The sequence below is a fragment of the Streptomyces sp. NPDC037401 genome (assembly GCF_055602345.1).
On record NZ_JBVJWO010000030.1, the window covers coordinates 986 to 20,454 of the forward strand.

Below are 19,469 nucleotides of genomic sequence, written 5' to 3' on the forward strand. Positions count from 1 at the left end.
CCTCCGATTGTTTTGCACCCCCCACCCACAACCCCCCACCCACCCATAGAGGAAGGGGGGGGGGCGGGTGGCCCCCTTCCCCCCCCCCCCCCCCCCCCCCCCCCCCCCCCGCGGCTCGGCGTACGGTCACCCGGCCTCAGCGCACGGTCACCCGGGCGAGGGCCCAGGAGGTGTGGTCGAGCGCCGTACCGGCATTGGCGTCCTCGACGACCAGGTGCAACAGCTTCACGCCGCGTACGTCGACATCCACCTGCACGGGGCCGCCCGCGCCGGTCAGTTTGCCGCTGGTGAACAGCACCTTCCCGTCGCCACGCACCGAGGCCTTGGTCGCGCCGGTCGCGGCCTGGTTCGTGGAGAAGTCGTCGATGCCGACGAGCGCGGTGAAGCGGTCGGCCGTTCCGCCGAGGTGGTAGACGATCTCGGAGGTTGCGTGGACGCCGAGGCCCTTCGTGTACGTGACTCCGCCGAAGGAGATCGGTGTGCCGTCCCCGGCCGCCTTGCGCCCGTTGGACCGGTCGCGTTCCACCGGCCCCCAGCCGTTGGCGGCCGACACCCACTCGAGATCGCTCAGGTACGCGTCGGCGACCGGCGCCGGCGGCACCGTGGAAACCCGTTCTGTGACGGAGTGGCGAAGCGGCCCGGTCGGTGACTGCGCGGTGCCGTCGACGGTCAGCGTCCACTGCGTGGCCGGGGTGGCCGTCGCGGGCGGGGTGACCCGCCAGGTCGTGGTCAGCGCGGCGCCGGCGGCCAGCAGGTCCTGACCGGTCGCGGTGGTCGCCTGGACCTGCCAGCCGACCGGGGCGCGCAGCGCGAGGAGAGCACCGGTCCAGGGCCTGCCCGAGCCGTTGCCCAGGGTCGCGGTGACCGTGAATGCGTGGCCGGGCACGGCCGGCCCCTGGACCTGCGCGCGGACGCCGAAGGGCTTGCGGACGTACGTGTCCACCCACGAGGACCGCATGAGGGCGACCAGGCCGGTCACCACGGAGGGGTTGGCGGCGGCGACGTTGCGCTGCTCGCCGAGGTCGGTGGCGAGGTCGTACAGCTCCACCTGCCACTGTGCGTCGGGCAGTGCGTGGTCCCTGACGGGGGCGAACCGCACGGCTTTCCAGTCGTCCTTGCGCACGGCCTCGGCGAGCCAGGTGGCGCGGCCGTCGTCCTGGGCGTTGGCGCGGCTGGTGACGCCGCGTTCGTCCCGGTACCAGTACAGGTGGTTGTGGCGGGCGGCGTCCGGGCTTCCGGCGAGCAGCGGGGCGGCCGACAGCCCGTCGATGTCCGTGGGTGCCGGTGCGCCGCCGAGTTCCGCCAGGGTGGGCAGCACGTCGGTGAGCGGGGTGGGACGGCTGCTGGTCCCCGCGCCGATCCGGCCCGGGGACCAGGCGATCAGCGGGACGCGGATCCCGCCCTCGTACAGGTTGCGCTTGTAGCCGCGCAGCGGGCCGTTCGCGTCGAACAGGTCGGGGTTGACCCCGCCTTCCTCGTGCGGGCCGTTGTCGCTGGTGACGAGGACGACGGTGTTCTCGGCGATGCCGAGCGCCCGCAGCCGGTCGGCGACCTTCCCCACGAGGGTGTCGAAGTACGTGACCTGGGCGGCGTGGCCCTTGTTCTGCTGGCTCCAGGTGCGGGCAGCGTACGCGCCGACGTCGGGGACGTCGCTCGGTGCGTGCGGCACGGTGGGCGTGAGGAAGAGCAGGAAGGGCTCGGCGGCGTGGGCGCCGATGAACTCGAGCGCGCGCTGCTCGAGGAGCTGGGGTGCGTAGGCGCCCTTCGCGCCGTTCGCGTTGGCTGCGATCGTCACCTTCGCGCCGTTGTGCCACAGGTACTGCGGGTAGTACTCGTGGGCGTGCCCGTGGTCGATATAACCGTAGAACTCCTCGAAACCACGGGAGTTGGGATGGCTGGGCTGGTCGCCCTCCTCCGGTCCGAAGCCCCACTTCCCGATCACCGCGGTCCGGTAGCCGCGGGCGCGCAGCACTTCGGCGAAGGTGGTGTCACCGGCCTTCAGCGCGCCGGGGGTCCCGTTGGGATTGGCCCGTACGGCGGAGTGGCCGGTGTGCAGGCCGGTGAGCAGCGAGCAGCGGGACGGCGCACAGACGGCGGCCGTCGAGTAGGCATCGGTGAACTTCAGTCCCTCGGACGCGAGTTGGTCGATCCGTGGTGTGGTGATCAGCTTCTGGCCGTACGCGCCGAGGTCACCGTGGCCGAGGTCGTCGGCAAGGATCACGATGAGGTTGGGAGCCGCCGTGCCGGCGGCCGCCGCGGACGGCGCCGCCTGCGGCGACCGGGACGCCGCCTGTGCCTCCGGTGCGGCGGAGAGCGAGGCGAGGCCGAGGGATGCCGCGGACCCGGCGAGGAAGCGGCGGCGGGTGGGCATCGGAGGCTCCTTGGCTCTGGCGGACGGGACTCGATCATCCGAAGAGCACCGGCCCGATGGCCATGCACACGGCATTAAAAGCGTGTGACGGCCTTTGCCAGCCACGGCAGCCGGTCGGCGGAGTAACGGTAGGCGCGGAACACCGAGTTCTGGGCGCCGGCCGAGGATTCCAGGCCCACGCCCTCCCCGAAGGACCGGAACTGCGGGACCACGAACTCCCACACCACGTCACCGCCGGGCGTCACCTCGAAGAGCCGCCCGAAGGAGCCCTCGGCGATGAAGGTGTTCCCGTTCGGCAGGCGCTGGGCGCTGGACATGTACGGGCTGTAGAAGTTCTGCGGCGGGTTGTCCTGGTAGGACCACACCTCCCTGCCGGTGCGCGGGTCGAGCTCCAGCACCCGCGAGTACGGCACGGACGTCGTATCGCGGTAGGTGCCGTTGTCGAAGACCAGGATGTTGCCGCCCGCCAGCTCGTGCGGGTGGTGCTGCTGAGCCAGGACCTCGGGACCGATGTGCCACAGCACGGACCCGTCGGCGCGGTCGACGGCCACTGCGGAGGACACGCTGCGGAAGCCCACCACGATCGAGCCGTCGGCGCGTTCGTTGACGGTGTTGGCCATGGGCCAGTGCTCACGGGCGAAGTGTGGGTCGAGCGGGAACTCCTCGGGATCGAGGTGCTCGATGGCGGCCCAGCGCCACACCTCCTCCCCGTCCCAGGTCAGCTCGTACACCACGTCCCCGTAGATCACCCCGCCCGGGGCTTCGGAGCCGGGGATGCCGCCCCGGATCCGGGCCGCGTCGGCCGGGTCCAGGGGTTCGACGACGGTCACGATGAGGTTGCCGTTGCGCAGCAGCGAGGCATCGTGGTGGTGGAAGGGGTGCCTGACCTCGCGGATCACCGTGGAGTCGGGGGCCAGTTCCTGGAATATGCCGCCGTGGTAGACGTCCCAGATGGGGAAGAGGGTCGGGCTGCCGGTGTCCTTGGCGGCGTAGAAGAGGTTCCCGCCCGGGAGGAGCTGCGCCTGACGGCCGGGCGGGTGCGGGGAGTTCCAGGTGTGGACGGACCGGCCCTCGATGTCGACGAGGTGGATCTCGCCGGCGCTGGTGATCGGGGTGTAGAGGGTGTAGCCGCCGTAGCTGCGCCCGGGGTCGTGGGCGATGAGGCCCGTGCCGCGGCGGCGCAGGGTGTTCTGGTCGACGGTCATGAGGATCTCCTTGCGTGGCGTGGTTCAGCGAACGGTGACGGCGGCCCGGTCGACGGCCGTCAGGGGCCCGGGGTCGAGGTACCGCAGCAGTGCGGCGCGGTCGGCGGCCCCCGGCAGCCCCTGGGCGGCCTTGGCCCAGGCGGCCTCCGCCACCAGCTGGGCCAGCAGTTCGGGGGAGAGGGACGCGCCGTAGGCGTAGCGGGGCTGGTACGCGTCGACGTAACCGGCCTCCAGTGCGCCCTTGGACTGGGTCACCACGGCCTGCCGGGCGCCGGCCGGGTCCTCGGCGATCTCGCGCTGGGCGCGCTGCAGGGTGCGGAGCACGGCGGCGGTGGTCCCCGCGCCGGCCGAGGGGCCCGCGATCAGCAGGGTCCGCGCGGTGTATCCGGTGTACGCGAACTCGGCGTAGCGCTCGCCGAGCGCCGTGCGCGCGGCGTCGTAGAAGCTGGGGAACGTCACGCCCGCGTCGATGTCACCGCGGGCGAGCGCCGGAGTGACCTGGTTCGGGGCGAGGTTCACCACGGTGACGTCCGCGGGCGTCAGCCGTACCGAGCCGAGCATCCGCGACAGCGCGTACTCGACGTTCGTGCCCTGCGGGACTCCGACCTTGCGGTCCTTCAGAGCGGCGAAGCCGGTGACTCCCCGGTCGGTCCGGGTGAGCAGGCGCCAGTCGGAGAACCGGGACAGGTCGGCGACGATCCGCAGCTCGCGGCCGCCCAGCGCGGCCGTGACCGCGGGCAGGTCTCCCACCACACCGAGCTGCGCCTGACCGCCGAGCACGGCGTTCAGGGCGTCCCGCCCGGTGGGCTGGGTGGTGACGGTGGCATCGATGCCCTCGGCGGACCAGAGCCCGCGCTCCTGGGCCACGTAGACGGGTGCCCCGCCGAGGTGGTCGCTGGCGGCGAGGGAGACGGCCGGGCGGCCGTCGCCCGCGGGGCCGGAACCGCCGGCGCAGGCCGAGGTGAGGGCGCAGAACAGGGCCGCGGCCAGCAGGGCGGCCACTGCGCGGGGTCTGAGCATGGAAATTCCTTCCGGGGACGGTGGTGGGGCAGGGGAGCGAAGCGATGGGCTGGGGGTGGGGCTGGGGGAGGCCTACGGGCTCGGGCCGGCGCCGAGGGCCCTACTCGGCGCCGAGATGCCGTGCGATCAGTGCGCGCAGGTCCGGGTCGGGAGGTCCGGCGGGCACGGCGTGGTCGGCGAGCACCCGCCCCGGGGTCCCGCCGAGCACGACGACCCGCTCCGCGAGGGCCAGTGCCTCGTCGATGTCGTGCGTGACGAACAGGACGGTGGTGCCCCTGCGCTGCCACAGTTCTCGCAGCAGGCTCTGCATGCGGGTCCGGGTCAGGGCGTCCAGAGCCCCGAACGGCTCGTCCATCAGGAGTACTTCGGGCTCGGCCGCCAGCGCGCGGGCCAGCGCCACGCGCTGCTGCATGCCGCCGGACAGCTGTGCCGGGTACTTGTCGGTGCCGTCCGCCAGGCCGACTTCGGCGAGCGCCTCCAGGGCGCGCCGACGGCGTTCGGCGCGCGGCAGCCCGAGCCGCTTGAGCGCGAACTCGACGTTGCCGCGTGCGGTGCGCCAGGGGAAGAGCGCGTAGTGCTGGAAGACCACGCCCCGGTCCGGTCCCGGCCCGCGCACCGGCCGGGATCCCGCCGTCACCCTCCCGGTGACGGGCGGCACGAACCCGGCCACCGCGCCCAGCACCGTGGACTTGCCGCACCCGCTCGGCCCGAGCAGAGCGGTGAACGACCCGGCAGGGAAGGACAGTTCCGTCCGCTCCAGGACGAGGGTGGCGCCGTAGCCGACGGACAGCCCCTCCAGTCGTACGGCCAGGCTCATGACGTGCCCCAGTGGACGAACCGGCGGCCGATCGCGGCCAGGACGGAGTCGACGGCCACGCCGAGCAACCCCAGCGTGAGCAGTCCGGCGAACATCCGGTCCACGCGCAGGAACTGTCCGTCCACCTGGAGCCGGTACGCCAGACCGCTGTCCGCGCCGCCCAGCTCCGCGGCCACCAGCGCGAGCAGCGCCACCGAGGCCCCGTAGCGCAGCGCCGCGAGCAGGGCGGGCGCGGCGGCGGGCAGCAGCACCTCGGTGAACCGCCGGTGCAGCGGAGCCCCCAGCGACCGGGCCGCCCGCAGGTGGGAGGCCGGGACCCGGGACACGCCGTCGTGGACGTAGAGCCATACGGCGAGCAGTACGGCGTACGCGATCAGCAGTCGCTTGGCGGTCTCCCCGATGCCGAACCAGGCGGTCGCGAGCGGTACCAGGGCGATGGCCGGGATCGGGCGCAGGAAGGAGACGACCGGAGTGACGGCGGCGGAAAGCCTCGGCACGTAGCCGGTGGCGAAGCCGAGTGCGCTGCCGACGGCGGCGCCCAGCGCGAAACCGTGCCCCGCGCGGGTCAGACTGGCGCCGAGATCGGCGGCCAGCGCGCCGCTGCGGGCGCTCTCCGCGAGTGCGGCCAGGGTCTCGGCGGGCGTGGGCAGGAGTCCCGGAGCCACCGCGCCGGACCAGGCGAGCAGGTACCACAGCGCGAGCACGGCACCTGCCGCGCCCAGGGCCGGGCCCAGCCGGCCGAGGGCCCGGCCGGGTGGTGAAGGGGTGGCGTGCACGGGGCGGCTCCTCGGTCGTCGATAAGTGAGGTCAATAATTGACCAGGCTTATGACGGGGGTGTTGCAGCAGTGCGAAACCTCGCCGGCCCCCCGGATCGCCGATCGCCGATGGGGTACTTTCACCTGCGTGTCTCGACCCGAACCCACGCCCGAGGCGATCGAGGTCGGACGGGTGATCCGGAGCTGCCGCAAACAGCGCGGCGTCTCCATGGCCGTCCTCGCCGCCCGCTCGGACCTCTCCCAGCCCTTCCTCAGCCAGCTCGAACGCGGCCTCGCGACGCCCAGCCTCAGTTCGATCTACCGGATCGCGGAAGCCCTGGACGTCACGCCGGGCACCTTCCTCAGGCCGCCCGCGCGACCGGGTGCGGTCAGCCACGAGAGCGACCCGCAGGTGATCCGGGTGAGCGAGGCGGCGGGGCAGGTGGCCCAGGTACTCATCCCCGGCGGCCGCAGCGCTCTGATGGAGGCGTACGAGCACCACTTCGAGCCAGGCCAGGGCGAGCGCGGCTGGTTCGAGCACCCCGGAGAGGACTTCCTCTACGTCCTGGAGGGCGAGATCGTCCTCGAGCTCGAGGACGAGGAACCGCTGACCCTGCGCGCCGGCCAGAGCGCCCACCACAGGGGTGACGTCCCGCACCGATGTCGCCTGACGGGCCCGGCCGTCGCCCGCACCCTGCTGGTCATCGCGAACGCCTAGCTTCCCATCCTGCGTCCCTTCAGTTCCGAATCACGAGTGGTGTACGTGGGCCAAGGGCCACTGGGAAGCCCCGGCCCCCTCCACATCGTGAGGAACAGTCATGAACAGATCCACACCGACGAGAAGGCCGACACCTGCGCGGACTTCCTGCGCCGGGCCGCCGCGTTCTTCGCCGGATACGGCATCGACAGGATCGAGCGGGTGCTGACCGACAACGCCTGGTCCTACCGCAAGGCCAGGGCCTGGAAGAAGGCCCTGGCCGATCTCGGCGCGGCTGGCAAGCTCACCCGCGCCTACCGGCCCCAGACGAACGGCAAGGTCGAACGCTTCAACCGCACGCTCCTCGACGAGTGGGCCTACCTGCGGCCCTACACCTCGAACGACGAGCGGACCGCAGCCCTGGCAGACTTCCTCCACACCTACAACCACCACCGCTGCCACACCGCACTCGAAGGCATGCCACCCATCAGCCGCGTCAACAACGCTGCGAGTCAATACACCTAGCCCGTGCGATGGGCCCGGGCACCCGAGACCAGCACGGCGACCGGGTCGGCGAGCGCGGCCATGTCCCGGAACGGGTCACCGCGCACGACCAGGAGATCGGCGTCCAGCCCCCGCCGGAGCCGGCCCTTGCGGTCGGCGATCCCGCACGTGTCCGCCGCGACCGACGTCGCGCTGGCGAGCGCCGCGTCCGCCGGAATGCCGCCGTTGACGAGATGGGCGACGGCCGCGGGCAGGATGCCGTGCGGCTTCGCGGCGTTGATGCCGCCGTCCGCGCCCGAGACCAGGCGTACGCCCGCACGGTGCATCCGGGCGGCCGTGTGCTGCCGCTGCTCGATGCTGGTGCCGAAGCGTTCCACCAGCGCCTGCACGGGCGGTGGCGGAACGCCCTGCGCGGTCATGCCGAGCGTCGGACAGACCGCCGTGCCCCGGCGGGCGAGGCGTTCCACCAGCCCGTCGGTGATCTGGACGCCGTCCGCGGTCAGGCAGGAGCAGTGCTCGATGCCGTCGGCCCCGGCGTCCAGGGCCTGTTCCACGGCGGCGAGGGCATGCGCGTGCACGGTCACCGGAAGGCCCGCCGCGTGCGCGGCGTCGACGACGAGTCGCAGCTCGTCCAGGGTGAACTGGCAGCGCGTCACATCGGTTCCGGGGGTGAACACCCCGCCGCTGCCCATGACCTTGACGACGTCTACGCCCCGCTCGACGCGCTCGCGCACGGCCGCGAGCAGTTGCTGCGGGCCCCGGGCCGCGCCGCCCATGAAGGCGCAGTGACCGCCGGGGGTGGTGATCGGAGGCCCGGCGGCCACGATCAGCGGGGACGGGCGGTCCACTACACCCGGCCCGCAGCCCCGGTCGCGGCGGCGGACGACCGACCAGTTGCGGTCGCCGAGGTCGCGCACCGTGGTGACGCCGGCCGCTAGCTGGCGCCGCAGCGAGTCGTCGATGACGTGCTCCAGCCGGGCGTCGTCGTCCGTGGCCATCCGATCCAGTGCGCCGTCGCGGCTGTCGGCGCCGAGATGGCAGTGCATCTCGATGAGGCCCGGCAGCAGCGTCGCCCCGGGGAAGTCCACCGGCTGCCAGCCCTCCGGGACCGGAGCGTCCGCGGCCTCCACCCCGGCGATCCGCCCGTCCTGGACGAACACGGCCGCGCCTGCGGGCAGCACGCGTTCGCCGTCGAAGGCGCGCGCGGCGCGGACCACCTGGCGTGCCACCTGCATGGGGGACCTCCTGGGGCGCTCGTACCGGCGAGCGTATCCGTGCCGGAGCCGCTCCGCCGAAGCCGCGCCGCATGCCACTGCTGACCGGGTCGGGACCGCGGCGTGCACGCACGGTGCACTGAGACCGGCCGTTGCTCCTGGCCAGCGGTGCTCCTTGGCGTTTCTGCTGATGGACCGCGGCATCCATGGTTCGGAAAGCGCATTGCGGGCGGGGGTGTTGACGGAATTGGATCACCAGGTCAAGACGGCGGGTACAGAAGGAAGCGAATGTCATCCATGATCGACGGCTGCACGCCCTGGCCCGAGGAGTTCGTCGACCGCTACTGGGCGGCCGGGCACTGGCGTGGCAACACGCTGGACAACCTGCTGCGCGGCTGGGCCCTGCTGTACGGGCCGCGGACCGCGCTCGTGCACGGCGGCACCCGCATCACGTACGCGGACCTGAACCGTCGCGTGGACCGCATGGCCGCCGGATTCCGGCTGCTCGGCCTCCGGCCCGGCCAACGGGCCCTCGTCCAGCTGCCGAACGTGCCCGAGTTCGTCATCACCGTGTTCGCGCTGATGCGCGCCGGCGTGGTCCCCGTGCTGTGCCCGCTCTCATACCGCGCGTCCCAGGTGTCCGACCTCGTGCAGGTCACCCAGGCGGTCGGTTACGTCGGTCCCTCGACGTACCAGGGCTTCGACCACACGGCGATGGCCGCCGGCATCGCGGCCCGGGGACCGTTCCTGCGCCGGGTGTTCACCCTTGAGGCGCCGGGCGCCTCGTCCCCGTACGGCGGCTATACGACCGACCCTTCGGGCTGCCACTACTTCCCGCTGGGCTCCATCGACTCGCCGCCCGAGCGGCCGCTCGCGCAGAGCGCCGACCAAGTGGCGTTCTTCCTGCTCTCCGGCAGTACCACCGCGGCGCCCAGGCTCGTACCACGCACCCACAACGACTTCGTCTACCAGGCGCGGGCCGCGGCCGAGCTGGTGTCCCTCACCGAGAACGACGTATATCTCGCCGTGCTGCCCGCCGAGTCCGGCTTCACCCTCGGCAGCCCCGGCATCGTCGGCACCCTCTCGGTCGGCGGCACCGTCGTCCTGGCAGACGACCCGGAACCTGCCGCATGCCTGGAGGCCATCGGACGGGAGCGGGTCACCCTCACGTCGGTGGTGCCGTCCACCGCCCGGCTCTGGCTCGACGCACTTCCCACGGTCCGGGCCGACTTGAGCAGTCTGCAGCTCGTACAGCTCGTACAGCCCGTGCAGCACGGCGGCGCGCCCTCGCACCGGGCGGCGACCGCCGAAAGGACCGGCACCGAACTGGGCTGTCGCGTACAGCAGGTCTTCGGTATGCCCGAGGGGCTGCTCACGCTCACCCGGCCCGCCGATCCGGACGGGACCGCTCTCGCCACGCAGGGTCGCCCGCTCTCGCCCGACGACGAGATCCGCATCGTCGATTCGGACGGCAAAGACGTGCCCGAGGGCGAGGCCGGCGAACTCCTCGCCCGCGGTCCGTACACCCTGCGCGGCTATTACCGGGCGCCGGACCACAACGCACGCGCCTTCACCGCCGACGGCTACTTCCGCACCGGTGAGCTTGCGCTGCGCACCCCGGACGGCAACCTGGTCGTGACCGGCCGGGTCCAGGACGCCCCACGGTAAGGGCGGTCCTGCCGGTCCGGACCGGACTCCGTCAGCGGTTCCGCAGCCAGACGCGCACATCCGCCCGAAGCAACCGCAGGGCGGCGGTGCGCGCGTGACTGTAGCAGGGTTCGCGCGGGCCGCCCGGATGTTTGTCCGATGGTGATGCACTTGCCGTCGGCCGTGGTGAACGGCACTAGCGTCCCGTCGCACCCCGGGACGGCGGTGCGGACCGCGCACCCCCGCCCGGCCCCCGGAGCGAGGAGGGCACCGTGCTGCCACTGCGTCGACGGTCCATCAGCGGACTGCCGGACACCACGAGACACGTGCTCGCCGGAGGCGTCGTCATCGGCGCCCTGGCGCTGACCCTGGTCGCGCTGCTGATCCCGGTGGACGCCTTCGGCGGCAGGTCACCGGCGGCCGCCGCGACCGTCACCGGCGACGACGGCGCCGGAACCCTGAGCACACCGTACGGACCGTTGACCGCCCAGGACCGCGACTTCGTCCGCAAGGTACGGCTCGCCGGACTCTGGGAGCTCCCCGCCGGCCGCCAGGCCCAGCAGCGCGGCACCCGCGAAACGGTGCGCATCGCGGGCGAGCACCTCGTCGAAGGCCACACCGAACTCGACCGGCGCGTCATCGAAGTCGGCCAGGCCCTCGGCATCGACCTGCCCAACCAGCCCAACGAACAGCAGCGCGGCTGGCTGTCCGAACTCGACCGGGCCCAGGGCGACGCGTACGAACGCATCTTCATCCAACTGCTGCGCCGGGCACACGGCAAGGTCTTCGCGCTCGTGGCCCTGGTCCGGGCACAGACCCGCAACTCCATGGTCCGCGCCCTGGCCACGGACGCCAACGCCACCGTCCTGGACCACATCACGGTCCTGGAGGACAGCGGCCTGGTCGACTTCGAGTCGCTCGAAGTAGGCGCACCGCCCGGCAACAGCAGCACCAACGGCAGTGGCAGCGGATCCGCGCCCGGCCTCGCCCCCACCACCCCCAACCTCCCGACGAAGTGAAGTGATCGCATGAGTCGACCGAGCCGACAGGGGCACAAGCGCCCGCGGTTCCCCCGCAAGGTCCTCGCCCTCACCGCCGCCCTGGCCATCGGGGCGGGCGGCGTCACCCTCATCGCGCAGCAGGCCTCCGCCGGCATCACCGGCCGGGACCAGGGCCAGGAGCAGCAACAGGGCCAGGAGCAGGAGCAGGAGCAGGAGCAGCAGCAGGGCCAGGGCGGCGCGGCGGTGGTCACGGCCACCATCGACTGCCCCGACGTGGGCGACCGGCTGCGGTCCGTACCCGACCAGGCCCGCGCAGAGGTCGACACCAACCTCGCCGACCTGGACGCCCAGCTCGCCGACGCCTACGCCCGACTGGCCGCCGGGCGCGACGGCCAGGAAGCCCAGCTCCTCGGTACCCTGCGCGAGCAGCGCGACGAGAGCATCGGCCGCGTCGCCGACGCCATCGGGCAGTTCACAGAGCGCCCCGCGGACATCGAGGGACTGAGCGCCTGCACCATGAAGCAGGCAGCCGTGGAGCCCGACGCCGGAGCGGCCGGGGCCGAAGCACAGAGCGCCCCGGGCATACGGAACGCCCCGGCCGGACAGGGCAGCGCGGGCAGCCGCAGCGGACCCTCCCGCCGCGACTTCGTCGCCATCACCACGGTCCGCCCCAACGTCCGCAGGCCCGCACTGCGCTCCGGTGCCTCCACCGGCTCCCTCTCCGTCTTCTGCGGGCGCAACAGGAACGGCCACTTCAACCCCGACAACGTCATCGTCGCCCCGGGTGTCAGCAACGGCGCCCACCACATGCACGACTACGTCGGCAACGTCTCCACCGACGCCTTCTCCACCAACGAAAGCCTTGCCGCCGCCGGCACCACCTGTGGCAACGGCGACAAGTCCACCTACTACTGGCCGGTGCTGCGCCTGCGCGACGGCCGCCAGGAGCGGGACGCGAACGCGCCCGGCGGCGGCCAGGACGCCAACGTCGGCACGATCCTGGGCCCCAAGGAAGTGACCATCCAGTTCAAGGGCAGCCCCGTCGGCAAGGTCGCCGCCATGCCCCGCTTCCTGCGCATCATCACCGGTGACGCCAAGGCGTTCACCAACGGCACGGCCAACGCCAACGCCTCCTGGAGCTGCACCGGCTTCGAGAACCGGCAGCTCAAGGACAAGTACCCGGTCTGCCCGCGCGGCAGCGACGTGGTCCGCACCTTCACCTTCCAGAGCTGCTGGGACGGCCGCAACACCGACAGCGCCAACCACCGCACCCACGTGGCCTTCGCCTCGGCCCGGGACGGCCGCTGCGGCAACGGCTTCACCGCCATCCCGCAGCTCGTGCAGCGCATCGTCTACAGCGTGCCGCCCGGTGCCCGTATCGCCGTGGACAGCTTTCCCGAGCAGCTGCACAAGCCCGTCACCGACCACGGGGACTTCATCAACGTGATGTCGGACGGCCTGATGGCCCGGGCGGTGCGCTGCATCAACGACGGCCGGGCCTGCCGCTAGGTCGTGTCGTCGAAGTCCCTCCGCCGGCTACCGCTGGGAGGTGGCCCCGGGTCGGCGGGGTCCGGCACGCACGCTCGCTTCACTGAGCTCGCTCCGCTCGCTCCGTCCCGGCTCGGCTGCGCAGGCCTTCGGAGGCCGAGCTGTCGTCGGTCGCCGATGCTCCGCACGGGCTCCCTCCTCCGCCTTGCGATCGCACGCACCAGACCCCGCCGGCCCCGCCCTCCGGGCGGACGACGCCACTTTGACGACACTCCGTAGGCCGTGCAGCGGTCGACGGCCCGCTCGGCGGTGCCCGGCCGCCCCTGAGCCCCCGGGCCGGACGCTCCCCTCCCCATCGCACGCGTCCTCCCGGGTACGGTGCCGGTCCGAAGCCGACTTCGGGCCGGCACCGCCGTGTGGGAGGGGAGCCGTACGGCCCCTCCGCCAAGAACACCGCGGCCCTTCCCCCACATCACAGGGGGAAGGGCCGCGGCGTTGGGGGGTGGCGAGTCAGAGTCCGTTGACGCGGGCCATCCGGTCGACTCCCAGAGGTCCGAACTCGGCGGTGACGGGTCGCACCCTGCGGCCCGTCCTGACCGGCTGGCGGCGCACCTGGGCCATCAGACGGCGGCTGCGCAGCGCCATCTCCAGCTCGAAGCGCGTACGGGGATCCCGCAGGTCCGGCCCGAACAGCTTCTCCAGCTGACGCATCCGGTAGCGCACGGTCTGCGGGTGCACGCTGAGGGCCTTCGCGGCCTCCGGCGCGCCCCCGCCTTCCAGCCACGCCAGCAGGGTGACCTCGAGCCGCTCGCTCTGGCGCGGGGTCAGATCGGCGAGCGGCCGCAGCCAGCGGGTGGCCAGCGCGTGCGCCAGCGGCTCGTCCTGGAGCAGCATCAGCGTGGAGAGGTGGTCGTCGACGAACACGGGTCGCGGCTCGCCGCCGACCCGCGCGGGGGAGAGGGCGAGCAGCCGCATCGCCCAGCGCAGCGAGGACGCCGTGTCGCGCAGCGGAACCGCGTGGCCGACTGCGGCGAACCGGCCCCGCAGGGCGGGTTCGAGGGCGCCCCGGTCGTCGTCGTCCGGGCTCGGGACCAGCAGGCACGGCTGCCCGCCCGCCATTCCGGCGAGGGCGTCGTCCACGGCCCCGGCCAGCTGCTGGGTCTCGCCGGGCGTGGCGAGCGCAACGGCCCGTATCGCCGGGGGCAGCGGCCACCGGGCGGCCGCCGCGAGCTCGGCGAGGTAGACGTCCGTGAGCCCGCAGTCGCCGGTCAGGGCGTTGAACAGCTCCTGGCGGGCCCGGTCGGGCACCACCGCGGGGCCGGCCGGGCCGGCCTCCCGGCCGGGACCGACGGGGTCGTACGGGACTTCACGGCCCGGAGTGCTGCCGTCGTCCCGCCGGGGCCGGGGGATGCGTACCCGCTCCCCGGCGGCCGCGAGCGGGCCCGCCTCGTGGCCGGAGACCGCGTGGCCGGAAGGATCGGGCAGTCCGTCGTGCCCCCGCAGCCCCTCGTGACCGTGCTGCCGTCCCTGATCGTCGTCCCGGCCGCCGTGATCGTGCCGGCCGGCGTGGTCCACCCGGCCCCCGCGACCTGCGTGGCCGTCGAGCCCGTGGCCGTCGGACTCGTGGTCGTCGAGCCCCTGGTCGTCGAGCCCCTGGTCGTCGAGCCCGGGACCGCCGTCATAGCGGTCGTCGTACCGGCCGTCCCGGTCACGGCCGCGCGGTCTGCCGCACCGCGCGTCGTCCCGAACCCGCCCGGAACCCTCCGGGAAGGCCAACGGCCTCCGCTCCGACGGCAGCTGGTATCCCAGCGCGACGAGCAGGGCTTCCTCCAGTGCCTGCCTGAGCAGTTCGTCGTCCATGTCTTCGGCGCCTGCCGGAAGCCCTGGGGTTCCTTGCAGCAGCTCCTCCGCCATCTTCCCTGCCAGCGCGGGAAGTTCCCTGCGCAGCACCCGCGTCCACTCGCCGCGCGGGCGGGACCAGATGCGGTTCAGAAGTTCGCACATCGCTACCTCGTTCCGTGCCGGGTTAAGGTCCGCCGGGAAGACCCGGCGGACCCGCCGAGGTTGACCCCGCCGCCGATCTCCTTGCACCGCAGCGGAGTTGAGCCCTCGTACTCCCTTCTGGAGGGTGTCCTCCTGGAACGGCATCCTCCGGGGCTACACGATGCCATGGCGACGCGCCCGCGAGAACTTGTCACATTTCGATAAATCCTGTGGAGACGTTGGGAAGCTCCACGATGCTTCAGGCACTCCGGCCCCGGCGCCTGGGTCCCCCAGCTCTGCCGCGCGGTACCGACCACGACCCCCGGGGTACCGAGCGTGAGGTGGAGCCTCGGTATCACGGGCGCACAGGAGACTCGATGCCCCTGTCCCAGACGCACCCGCCCCGCACGCACCGCGCCCGCCGCAGAAGGCGACACGCCGGCGCGGCCCGGAGCCCCGGGCGGCGGGCCGTCCGGCGGATCCCGCTGCTGACCCCCGGCTCCGGACGCCCGCGCCGCGCAACCTACTACGCCGCCCTCGCCGCACTCGCGCTCGCGCTGACGGTGGTGATCCGGGCCGGGGTCCTCACCCGGCTCTGGGACTTCCTCGACTTCGGGTCCGGTGTCCTCTCCCTCGTCTCGCTCACCGCCACCGTCCTGTGGGGGCTGGTGGCCACCGACCGGGCCGTCCTCGGCCCCGGACACCGGCTGCTCGCCCAGGGGGTGCACCGCGGCCTCGCTGTCGCCGGGCTGGGCTTCCTCGTCCTGCACGTGTGGGTCAAGGTCGCCGAGGGCCAGACCGGCGCCGCCTCCGTCGTCCTGCCCTTCGCGGACCGGGACCGCCCGCTGGCCGTGGGCCTGGGCACCCTCGCCGGCTACCTCTTCGTGAGCGTGGCCGTCTCGGGGGCGGTGCGCAGCGCGTTCGCCACCCGCAGCCGCTCGATGTGGTGGCGGGCGCTGCACATGGGCGCCTACCCGGCCTGGGGTGCCTCGCTGGTGCACGGACTGAAGGCGGGCCGGTCCGCCGACGGATGGGTGACCGCGAGTTACGCGCTGTGCCTGGCCGGAGTGGCAGCCGTCCTGGCGTTCCGCCTCAGGTCCCGGCTGCGCCGGGCCGCCCGGCTGCCCGCCGACCCGCCGCCGCCGGAGCCGCGGTACGCGCCGCCCCGGCCCGCCGACCCGGCCGCAGAGGCCCCGTACGTACCCGCTGCGGACGCCCCGTACGTGCCGCCGCCCAAGCCCGCCTACGCCCCGGGCGAGGAACCCGCGTTCCCCTCACCGCCGAAGCCCGGGTACCCGCCGTCCGCCGAGCCCGGGTACCCGCCGTCCGCAGAGCCCGCGTACGCGCCGTCCGCGGAGCACGCGTACGCAGAGCCTGCGTACGCGCCGCCCGTGGAACCCCCGTACCCGCCCGCCGTCGACCTGCCGTACGTCCGGCTCCAAGTCGGCGCGGACGAGCGGCTGTTGGCACCCTCCGGCCCGCCGCCCGGTGCCCGCCTGGTGTCCGACGGGGGGAGGCGGTCATGACGTACGAGCCCCGGCCCGCCCTCGGATGCCTCGGCCCGCCCCGGCTGCTCGCCGGACTCGACGCCGCCCCGCGCCTGGACCGCGTGGCCCACCTGACCGTGCACGGCTCCCTGCCCCGCTACCGGTCCGACGAACTCGTCGCGCTCGCCGAGAACACCGACCTGTGCGGCCGCGGCGGCGCCGGGTTCCCCTTCGCCCGCAAGCTCCAGGCCGTCCTGCGCTCCGCCGCCGCACGCGACGGCCGCACGGCTGTGGTCGTCAACGGCAGTGAAGGGGAGCCCAGTTGCCTCAAGGACACCGCACTGCTGCTGCGCGTACCCCACCTCGTGCTCGACGGCGCCATGCTGGCCGCCGATGCCCTCGGCGCCGAGCAGGTGGTCGTCGGCGTCACGAGGGCAGACGTGGAGCAGTCGGTGCGCGAGGCCATCGCCGAACGCGGTCCCACCGGCGGGCGGCTGCGCGTGACCCGCCTCCCCGAGCGCTTCGTCACCGGCGAGGGCAGCGCACTCGTACGCGGCCTGGGCGGCGCCCCCGCCCTCCCCTCGGGGCAGCGGGTGCGCACCAGCGAGCGGGGGCTCTCGGGGCTGCCCACCCTGTTGTCGAACACAGAGACCTTCGCGCAACTCGCCGTCGCGGCCCGGCTCGGCGCGCTGGACTACCGCACGGTGGGCCTGCCGGCCGAACCCGGCACCGTGCTGCTCACCGTCGGCGGCCGCACGGTGGTGGAAGCACCCACGGGCGTGCCCCTGCCGTACGTCCTCCAGCTGTGCGGAACGGACGCCGGGCAGGGCGTGCTCGTGGGCGGCTACCACGGCATGTGGCTCGGCCCGCGCGCGGCGCGGGCCGCGCTGGTCTCCAAGCAGTCCCTCGCCGAGTTCGACGCCGTACTGGGCGCCGGCGCGGTCCTGCCGCTGCCCGAGGACACCTGCCCCGCGGGTGAAGTGGCCCGGGTGGCCCGGTGGATGGCGGAGGAATCGGCGGGCCAGTGCGGCCCCTGCGTCCGCGGGCTGCCGGCCCTGGCCGGGGTCCTGGAAGCCGCGGTCGGAGGGGACCGGCGCGCCCTGGAGGAGGTAGGGGCGCGGATGCGGGCGGTCCGTCGCCGGGGCGCATGCAGCCACCCCGACGGCACGGCGCGGTTCGTCGCGTCCGCGCTCGCGGTCTTCCCCGAGGAGTTCCACGACCACGCCCGCGGACCGGGCTGCGGACGCCGGGTCCTGGGCGCGCTGCCGCTGCCGGACGACGACAGTCCGGAGCAGCTGGTGGTCGACTGGACGCTCTGCAGGGGCCACGGGCTGTGCGCGGACGTGCTGCCCGACATCGTTGTCCTCGACGGCGACGGCTACCCGGCCCAGGCCGCCATGCCCGTACCGGTCCGGTTGCGCACCAAGGCGCTCCGCGCGGTCCGCCGTTGCCCCGCGCTCGCGCTGCGCATTCAGGAATGACGGTGCGTGAAACGTCCGACCGGATCGGCGGGTTCAAGGTTTGGCGGGAATTGATAAATTCCGCTCCGACCCTTCTCTCGCCGTCGGAAATCCCCTTTGAATTCCCTGCAGAGACACCCCGACCGAAAATGCGGAGGAGAGCGGAATGGGATACAGGCGGCGCGAGATGATCATGGGCTCGGCGATTGCGGTACTCCTGCTCACGGCGGGCTGCGGTACGAACCAGGACAGGGCGGCACCCGCGGGCAATGCCGTACGGGACGCGGGCGCCGGCAGTCCCATCGGCGCAGGCAGCGAAGCCGGCGCCGGCGGGTACGACTCCGGGTACGGCTCCGGTTCGACCGCGGGCTCCGGCTCGGACGGGGGCTCCGGCGCGGACCCCGGCAGCGGCTACGGCTCCGGCTCCGGCATGGACCACTCCGGGGCGGCGAAGACCGGCCCGGCGGGCCGGCTCGCCGCTCGCGACCTGGCCGGCGTCGGCACCGTCGTCACCGACGGCCGGGGCTTCACCCTCTACCGGTTCGACAAGGACAGTGCCTCCCCGCCCCGGTCCTCCTGCGACGGCGACTGCGCGAAGGCCTGGCCCCCGGTGCCCGCGGCCGAGGCCACGGCCACCGGCTCCGTCGACCCGGGCCTCCTCGGCTCGGTGACGCGCGCCGACGGCACCCGTCAGCTGACCCTGGGCGGCTGGCCCGTCTACCGCTACGCCAAGGACACCGCGGCCGGAGAGGCCAAGGGCGAGGGCGTAGGCGGCACGTGGCACGCCCTCGGCCCCGACGGGGGGAAGGCCGCGGACGGTGCGAAGGCAGACGGTGCCGGCGCCGGCGAACAGGAACCGGAGACCGGCGGACAGGACCGGGAGGCCGTCGGGGCGGAACTCGCCGTCGCCCGCGATCCCGCCCTCGGGAAAATCGCCGTGACCGGGTCCGGAATGACCCTGTACCGCTTCGACAAGGACAGCGCCTGGCCCATGCGCCTGGCCTGCTTCGGCGAATGCCTGAAAACGTGGAAACCGGCGCCCGTCGTGAATCCGGAAAAGGTCGAGGGAATTGCCCGCAAGCTGGTGGGATCCGTACGGCGCCCCGACGGCTCCAGGCAATTGACGATCGACTGCTGGCCGGTCTACTGGTTCACCGGCGACAAGAAGCCCGGAGACACGAACGGGCACGGCGCGAACGGCCTCTGGTTCGCCGTCACGGATACCGGGAAGAAGGCCCCGGCGGCGGCCCGATAGGAGACGGTCGGGGTGCCCACGGTACGCCGCGCGCTCGCGACCGCCGCCCTGCTCGGTGCCGTACTGGCGCCGGGCGGGTGCGCCGACCGCGGGTCCGACCGGCCGGGGGCCGGTCCCGGAGCCTCCGGGGCCCCGCGCCCGGACGTACGTACCACCGCCTCTACGGCACCGGCCCGCCCGGCCGGACTCCAGCGGATCGCCGCCGCAGCCGGCTGCACGCCCGTCGTCAGCGTGGACGCCGACGAGCTCCGCCAGGGCGGGTGCCGGACCCGGCAGGGCACGTACCGCATGGCCACCTTCGCCACGGCGGAGGGCCTGCGGGCCTGGCTGGCCGAGGCCCGGGCGTACGGCGGCAGTTACCTCGTCGGGGACCGGTGGGCCGTCACCGCCAGGCCGGACACCGCCCTGGCGGCCCTGCGGACCCGCCTCGGCGGCACCGTGGAGGCGGGAGCCGGCCACGGAACGGGCCACGGGACCGGTCACGGCCCCGCACACGGCCCCGGGCACGGAACCGGACAGCCCGCCGGACGCGCCGCCCCACACGACCCCGGGCACGGACCGTGA

15 protein-coding genes and 1 pseudogene are annotated in these 19,469 nt (G+C 73.5%); 9 read left to right on the top strand and 7 right to left on the bottom strand.

The window, feature by feature from the left end; all coding sequences use genetic code 11:
• Positions 1–136 precede the first annotated feature (136 nt).
• The 5 genes from ACZ7H1_RS27280 to ACZ7H1_RS27300 all read right to left on the bottom strand — a co-directional run bounded on the left by ACZ7H1_RS27280 (position 137) and on the right by ACZ7H1_RS27300 (position 6,189).
• Complete coding sequence (locus ACZ7H1_RS27280; RefSeq protein ID WP_470790421.1) at positions 137–2,371, bottom strand: sulfatase-like hydrolase/transferase; 2,235 nt, start codon at positions 2,369–2,371, stop codon at positions 137–139.
• 74 nt (positions 2,372–2,445) lie between these two features.
• A complete protein-coding gene (locus ACZ7H1_RS27285; protein WP_470790422.1) occupies positions 2,446–3,576 on the bottom strand; it encodes an aryl-sulfate sulfotransferase in 1,131 nt (376 codons plus the stop codon).
• 24 nt (positions 3,577–3,600) lie between these two features.
• Positions 3,601–4,596, bottom strand: a complete 996-nt coding sequence (locus ACZ7H1_RS27290) for an ABC transporter substrate-binding protein (RefSeq protein WP_470790423.1) — start codon at positions 4,594–4,596, stop codon at positions 3,601–3,603.
• Positions 4,597–4,696: 100 nt separating this feature from the next.
• Positions 4,697–5,413, bottom strand: a complete 717-nt coding sequence (locus ACZ7H1_RS27295; RefSeq protein ID WP_470790424.1) for an ABC transporter ATP-binding protein — start codon at positions 5,411–5,413, stop codon at positions 4,697–4,699.
• Positions 5,410–6,189, bottom strand: coding sequence for an ABC transporter permease (locus ACZ7H1_RS27300; RefSeq protein ID WP_470790425.1), 780 nt, complete (start codon positions 6,187–6,189; stop codon positions 5,410–5,412). The genes ACZ7H1_RS27295 and ACZ7H1_RS27300 overlap by 4 nt, the downstream gene beginning before the upstream one ends.
• Positions 6,190–6,317: 128 nt before the next feature.
• On the opposite strand from ACZ7H1_RS27300, the gene ACZ7H1_RS27305 reads away from it, so the two are divergent.
• Together ACZ7H1_RS27305 and ACZ7H1_RS27310 are read left to right on the top strand one after the other, a co-directional pair.
• Entirely contained in the window at positions 6,318–6,887 is a 570-nt protein-coding gene (locus ACZ7H1_RS27305; protein WP_470790426.1) for a helix-turn-helix domain-containing protein, read from the top strand.
• 90 nt (positions 6,888–6,977) lie between these two features.
• Positions 6,978–7,391: pseudogene (locus tag ACZ7H1_RS27310) on the top strand (integrase core domain-containing protein); the annotation flags it as partial.
• Here ACZ7H1_RS27310 and ACZ7H1_RS27315 read toward each other — a convergent pair.
• Positions 7,388–8,605 (bottom strand): amidohydrolase family protein, encoded by a 1,218-nt coding sequence (locus tag ACZ7H1_RS27315; RefSeq protein WP_470790427.1) that lies wholly within the window; start codon positions 8,603–8,605, stop codon positions 7,388–7,390. The pseudogene ACZ7H1_RS27310 and the gene ACZ7H1_RS27315 sit on opposite strands and share 4 nt — an antisense overlap.
• Positions 8,606–8,872: 267 nt before the next feature.
• Here ACZ7H1_RS27315 and ACZ7H1_RS27320 point away from each other — a divergent pair, with 267 nt between their 5' ends.
• From ACZ7H1_RS27320 to ACZ7H1_RS27330, 3 genes are all read left to right on the top strand, one after another.
• Positions 8,873–10,252: a (2,3-dihydroxybenzoyl)adenylate synthase gene (locus ACZ7H1_RS27320; RefSeq protein WP_470790428.1), complete on the top strand. Its 1,380-nt coding sequence runs from the start codon at positions 8,873–8,875 to the stop codon at positions 10,250–10,252.
• A 251-nt stretch (positions 10,253–10,503) separates the two neighbouring features.
• Positions 10,504–11,250, top strand: coding sequence for a DUF4142 domain-containing protein (locus ACZ7H1_RS27325; RefSeq protein WP_470790429.1), 747 nt, complete (start codon positions 10,504–10,506; stop codon positions 11,248–11,250).
• Positions 11,251–11,259: 9 nt separating this feature from the next.
• Entirely contained in the window at positions 11,260–12,741 is a 1,482-nt protein-coding gene (locus ACZ7H1_RS27330) for a DUF1996 domain-containing protein (RefSeq protein WP_470790430.1), read from the top strand.
• A gap of 489 nt (positions 12,742–13,230) precedes the next feature.
• Here the strand turns inward: ACZ7H1_RS27330 and ACZ7H1_RS27335 are convergent, their stop codons facing one another.
• Positions 13,231–14,724, bottom strand: a complete 1,494-nt coding sequence (locus tag ACZ7H1_RS27335; RefSeq protein WP_470790431.1) for a PucR family transcriptional regulator — start codon at positions 14,722–14,724, stop codon at positions 13,231–13,233.
• A 356-nt stretch (positions 14,725–15,080) separates the two neighbouring features.
• On the opposite strand from ACZ7H1_RS27335, the gene ACZ7H1_RS27340 reads away from it, so the two are divergent.
• The 4 genes from ACZ7H1_RS27340 (at position 15,081) to ACZ7H1_RS27355 (ending at position 19,469) form a co-directional block, all read left to right on the top strand.
• Positions 15,081–16,229, top strand: coding sequence for a hypothetical protein (locus ACZ7H1_RS27340; protein ID WP_470790432.1), 1,149 nt, complete (start codon positions 15,081–15,083; stop codon positions 16,227–16,229).
• Entirely contained in the window at positions 16,226–17,671 is a 1,446-nt protein-coding gene (locus ACZ7H1_RS27345; protein WP_470790433.1) for an NADH-ubiquinone oxidoreductase-F iron-sulfur binding region domain-containing protein, read from the top strand. The genes ACZ7H1_RS27340 and ACZ7H1_RS27345 overlap by 4 nt, the downstream gene beginning before the upstream one ends.
• Positions 17,672–17,816: 145 nt before the next feature.
• The gene (locus ACZ7H1_RS27350) at positions 17,817–18,905 is read left to right on the top strand and encodes an SCO0930 family lipoprotein (RefSeq protein WP_470790434.1); all 1,089 of its coding nucleotides are present in this window, start codon (positions 17,817–17,819) and stop codon (positions 18,903–18,905) included.
• A 12-nt stretch (positions 18,906–18,917) separates the two neighbouring features.
• Positions 18,918–19,469, top strand: coding sequence for a hypothetical protein (locus tag ACZ7H1_RS27355; RefSeq protein WP_470790435.1), 552 nt, complete (start codon positions 18,918–18,920; stop codon positions 19,467–19,469).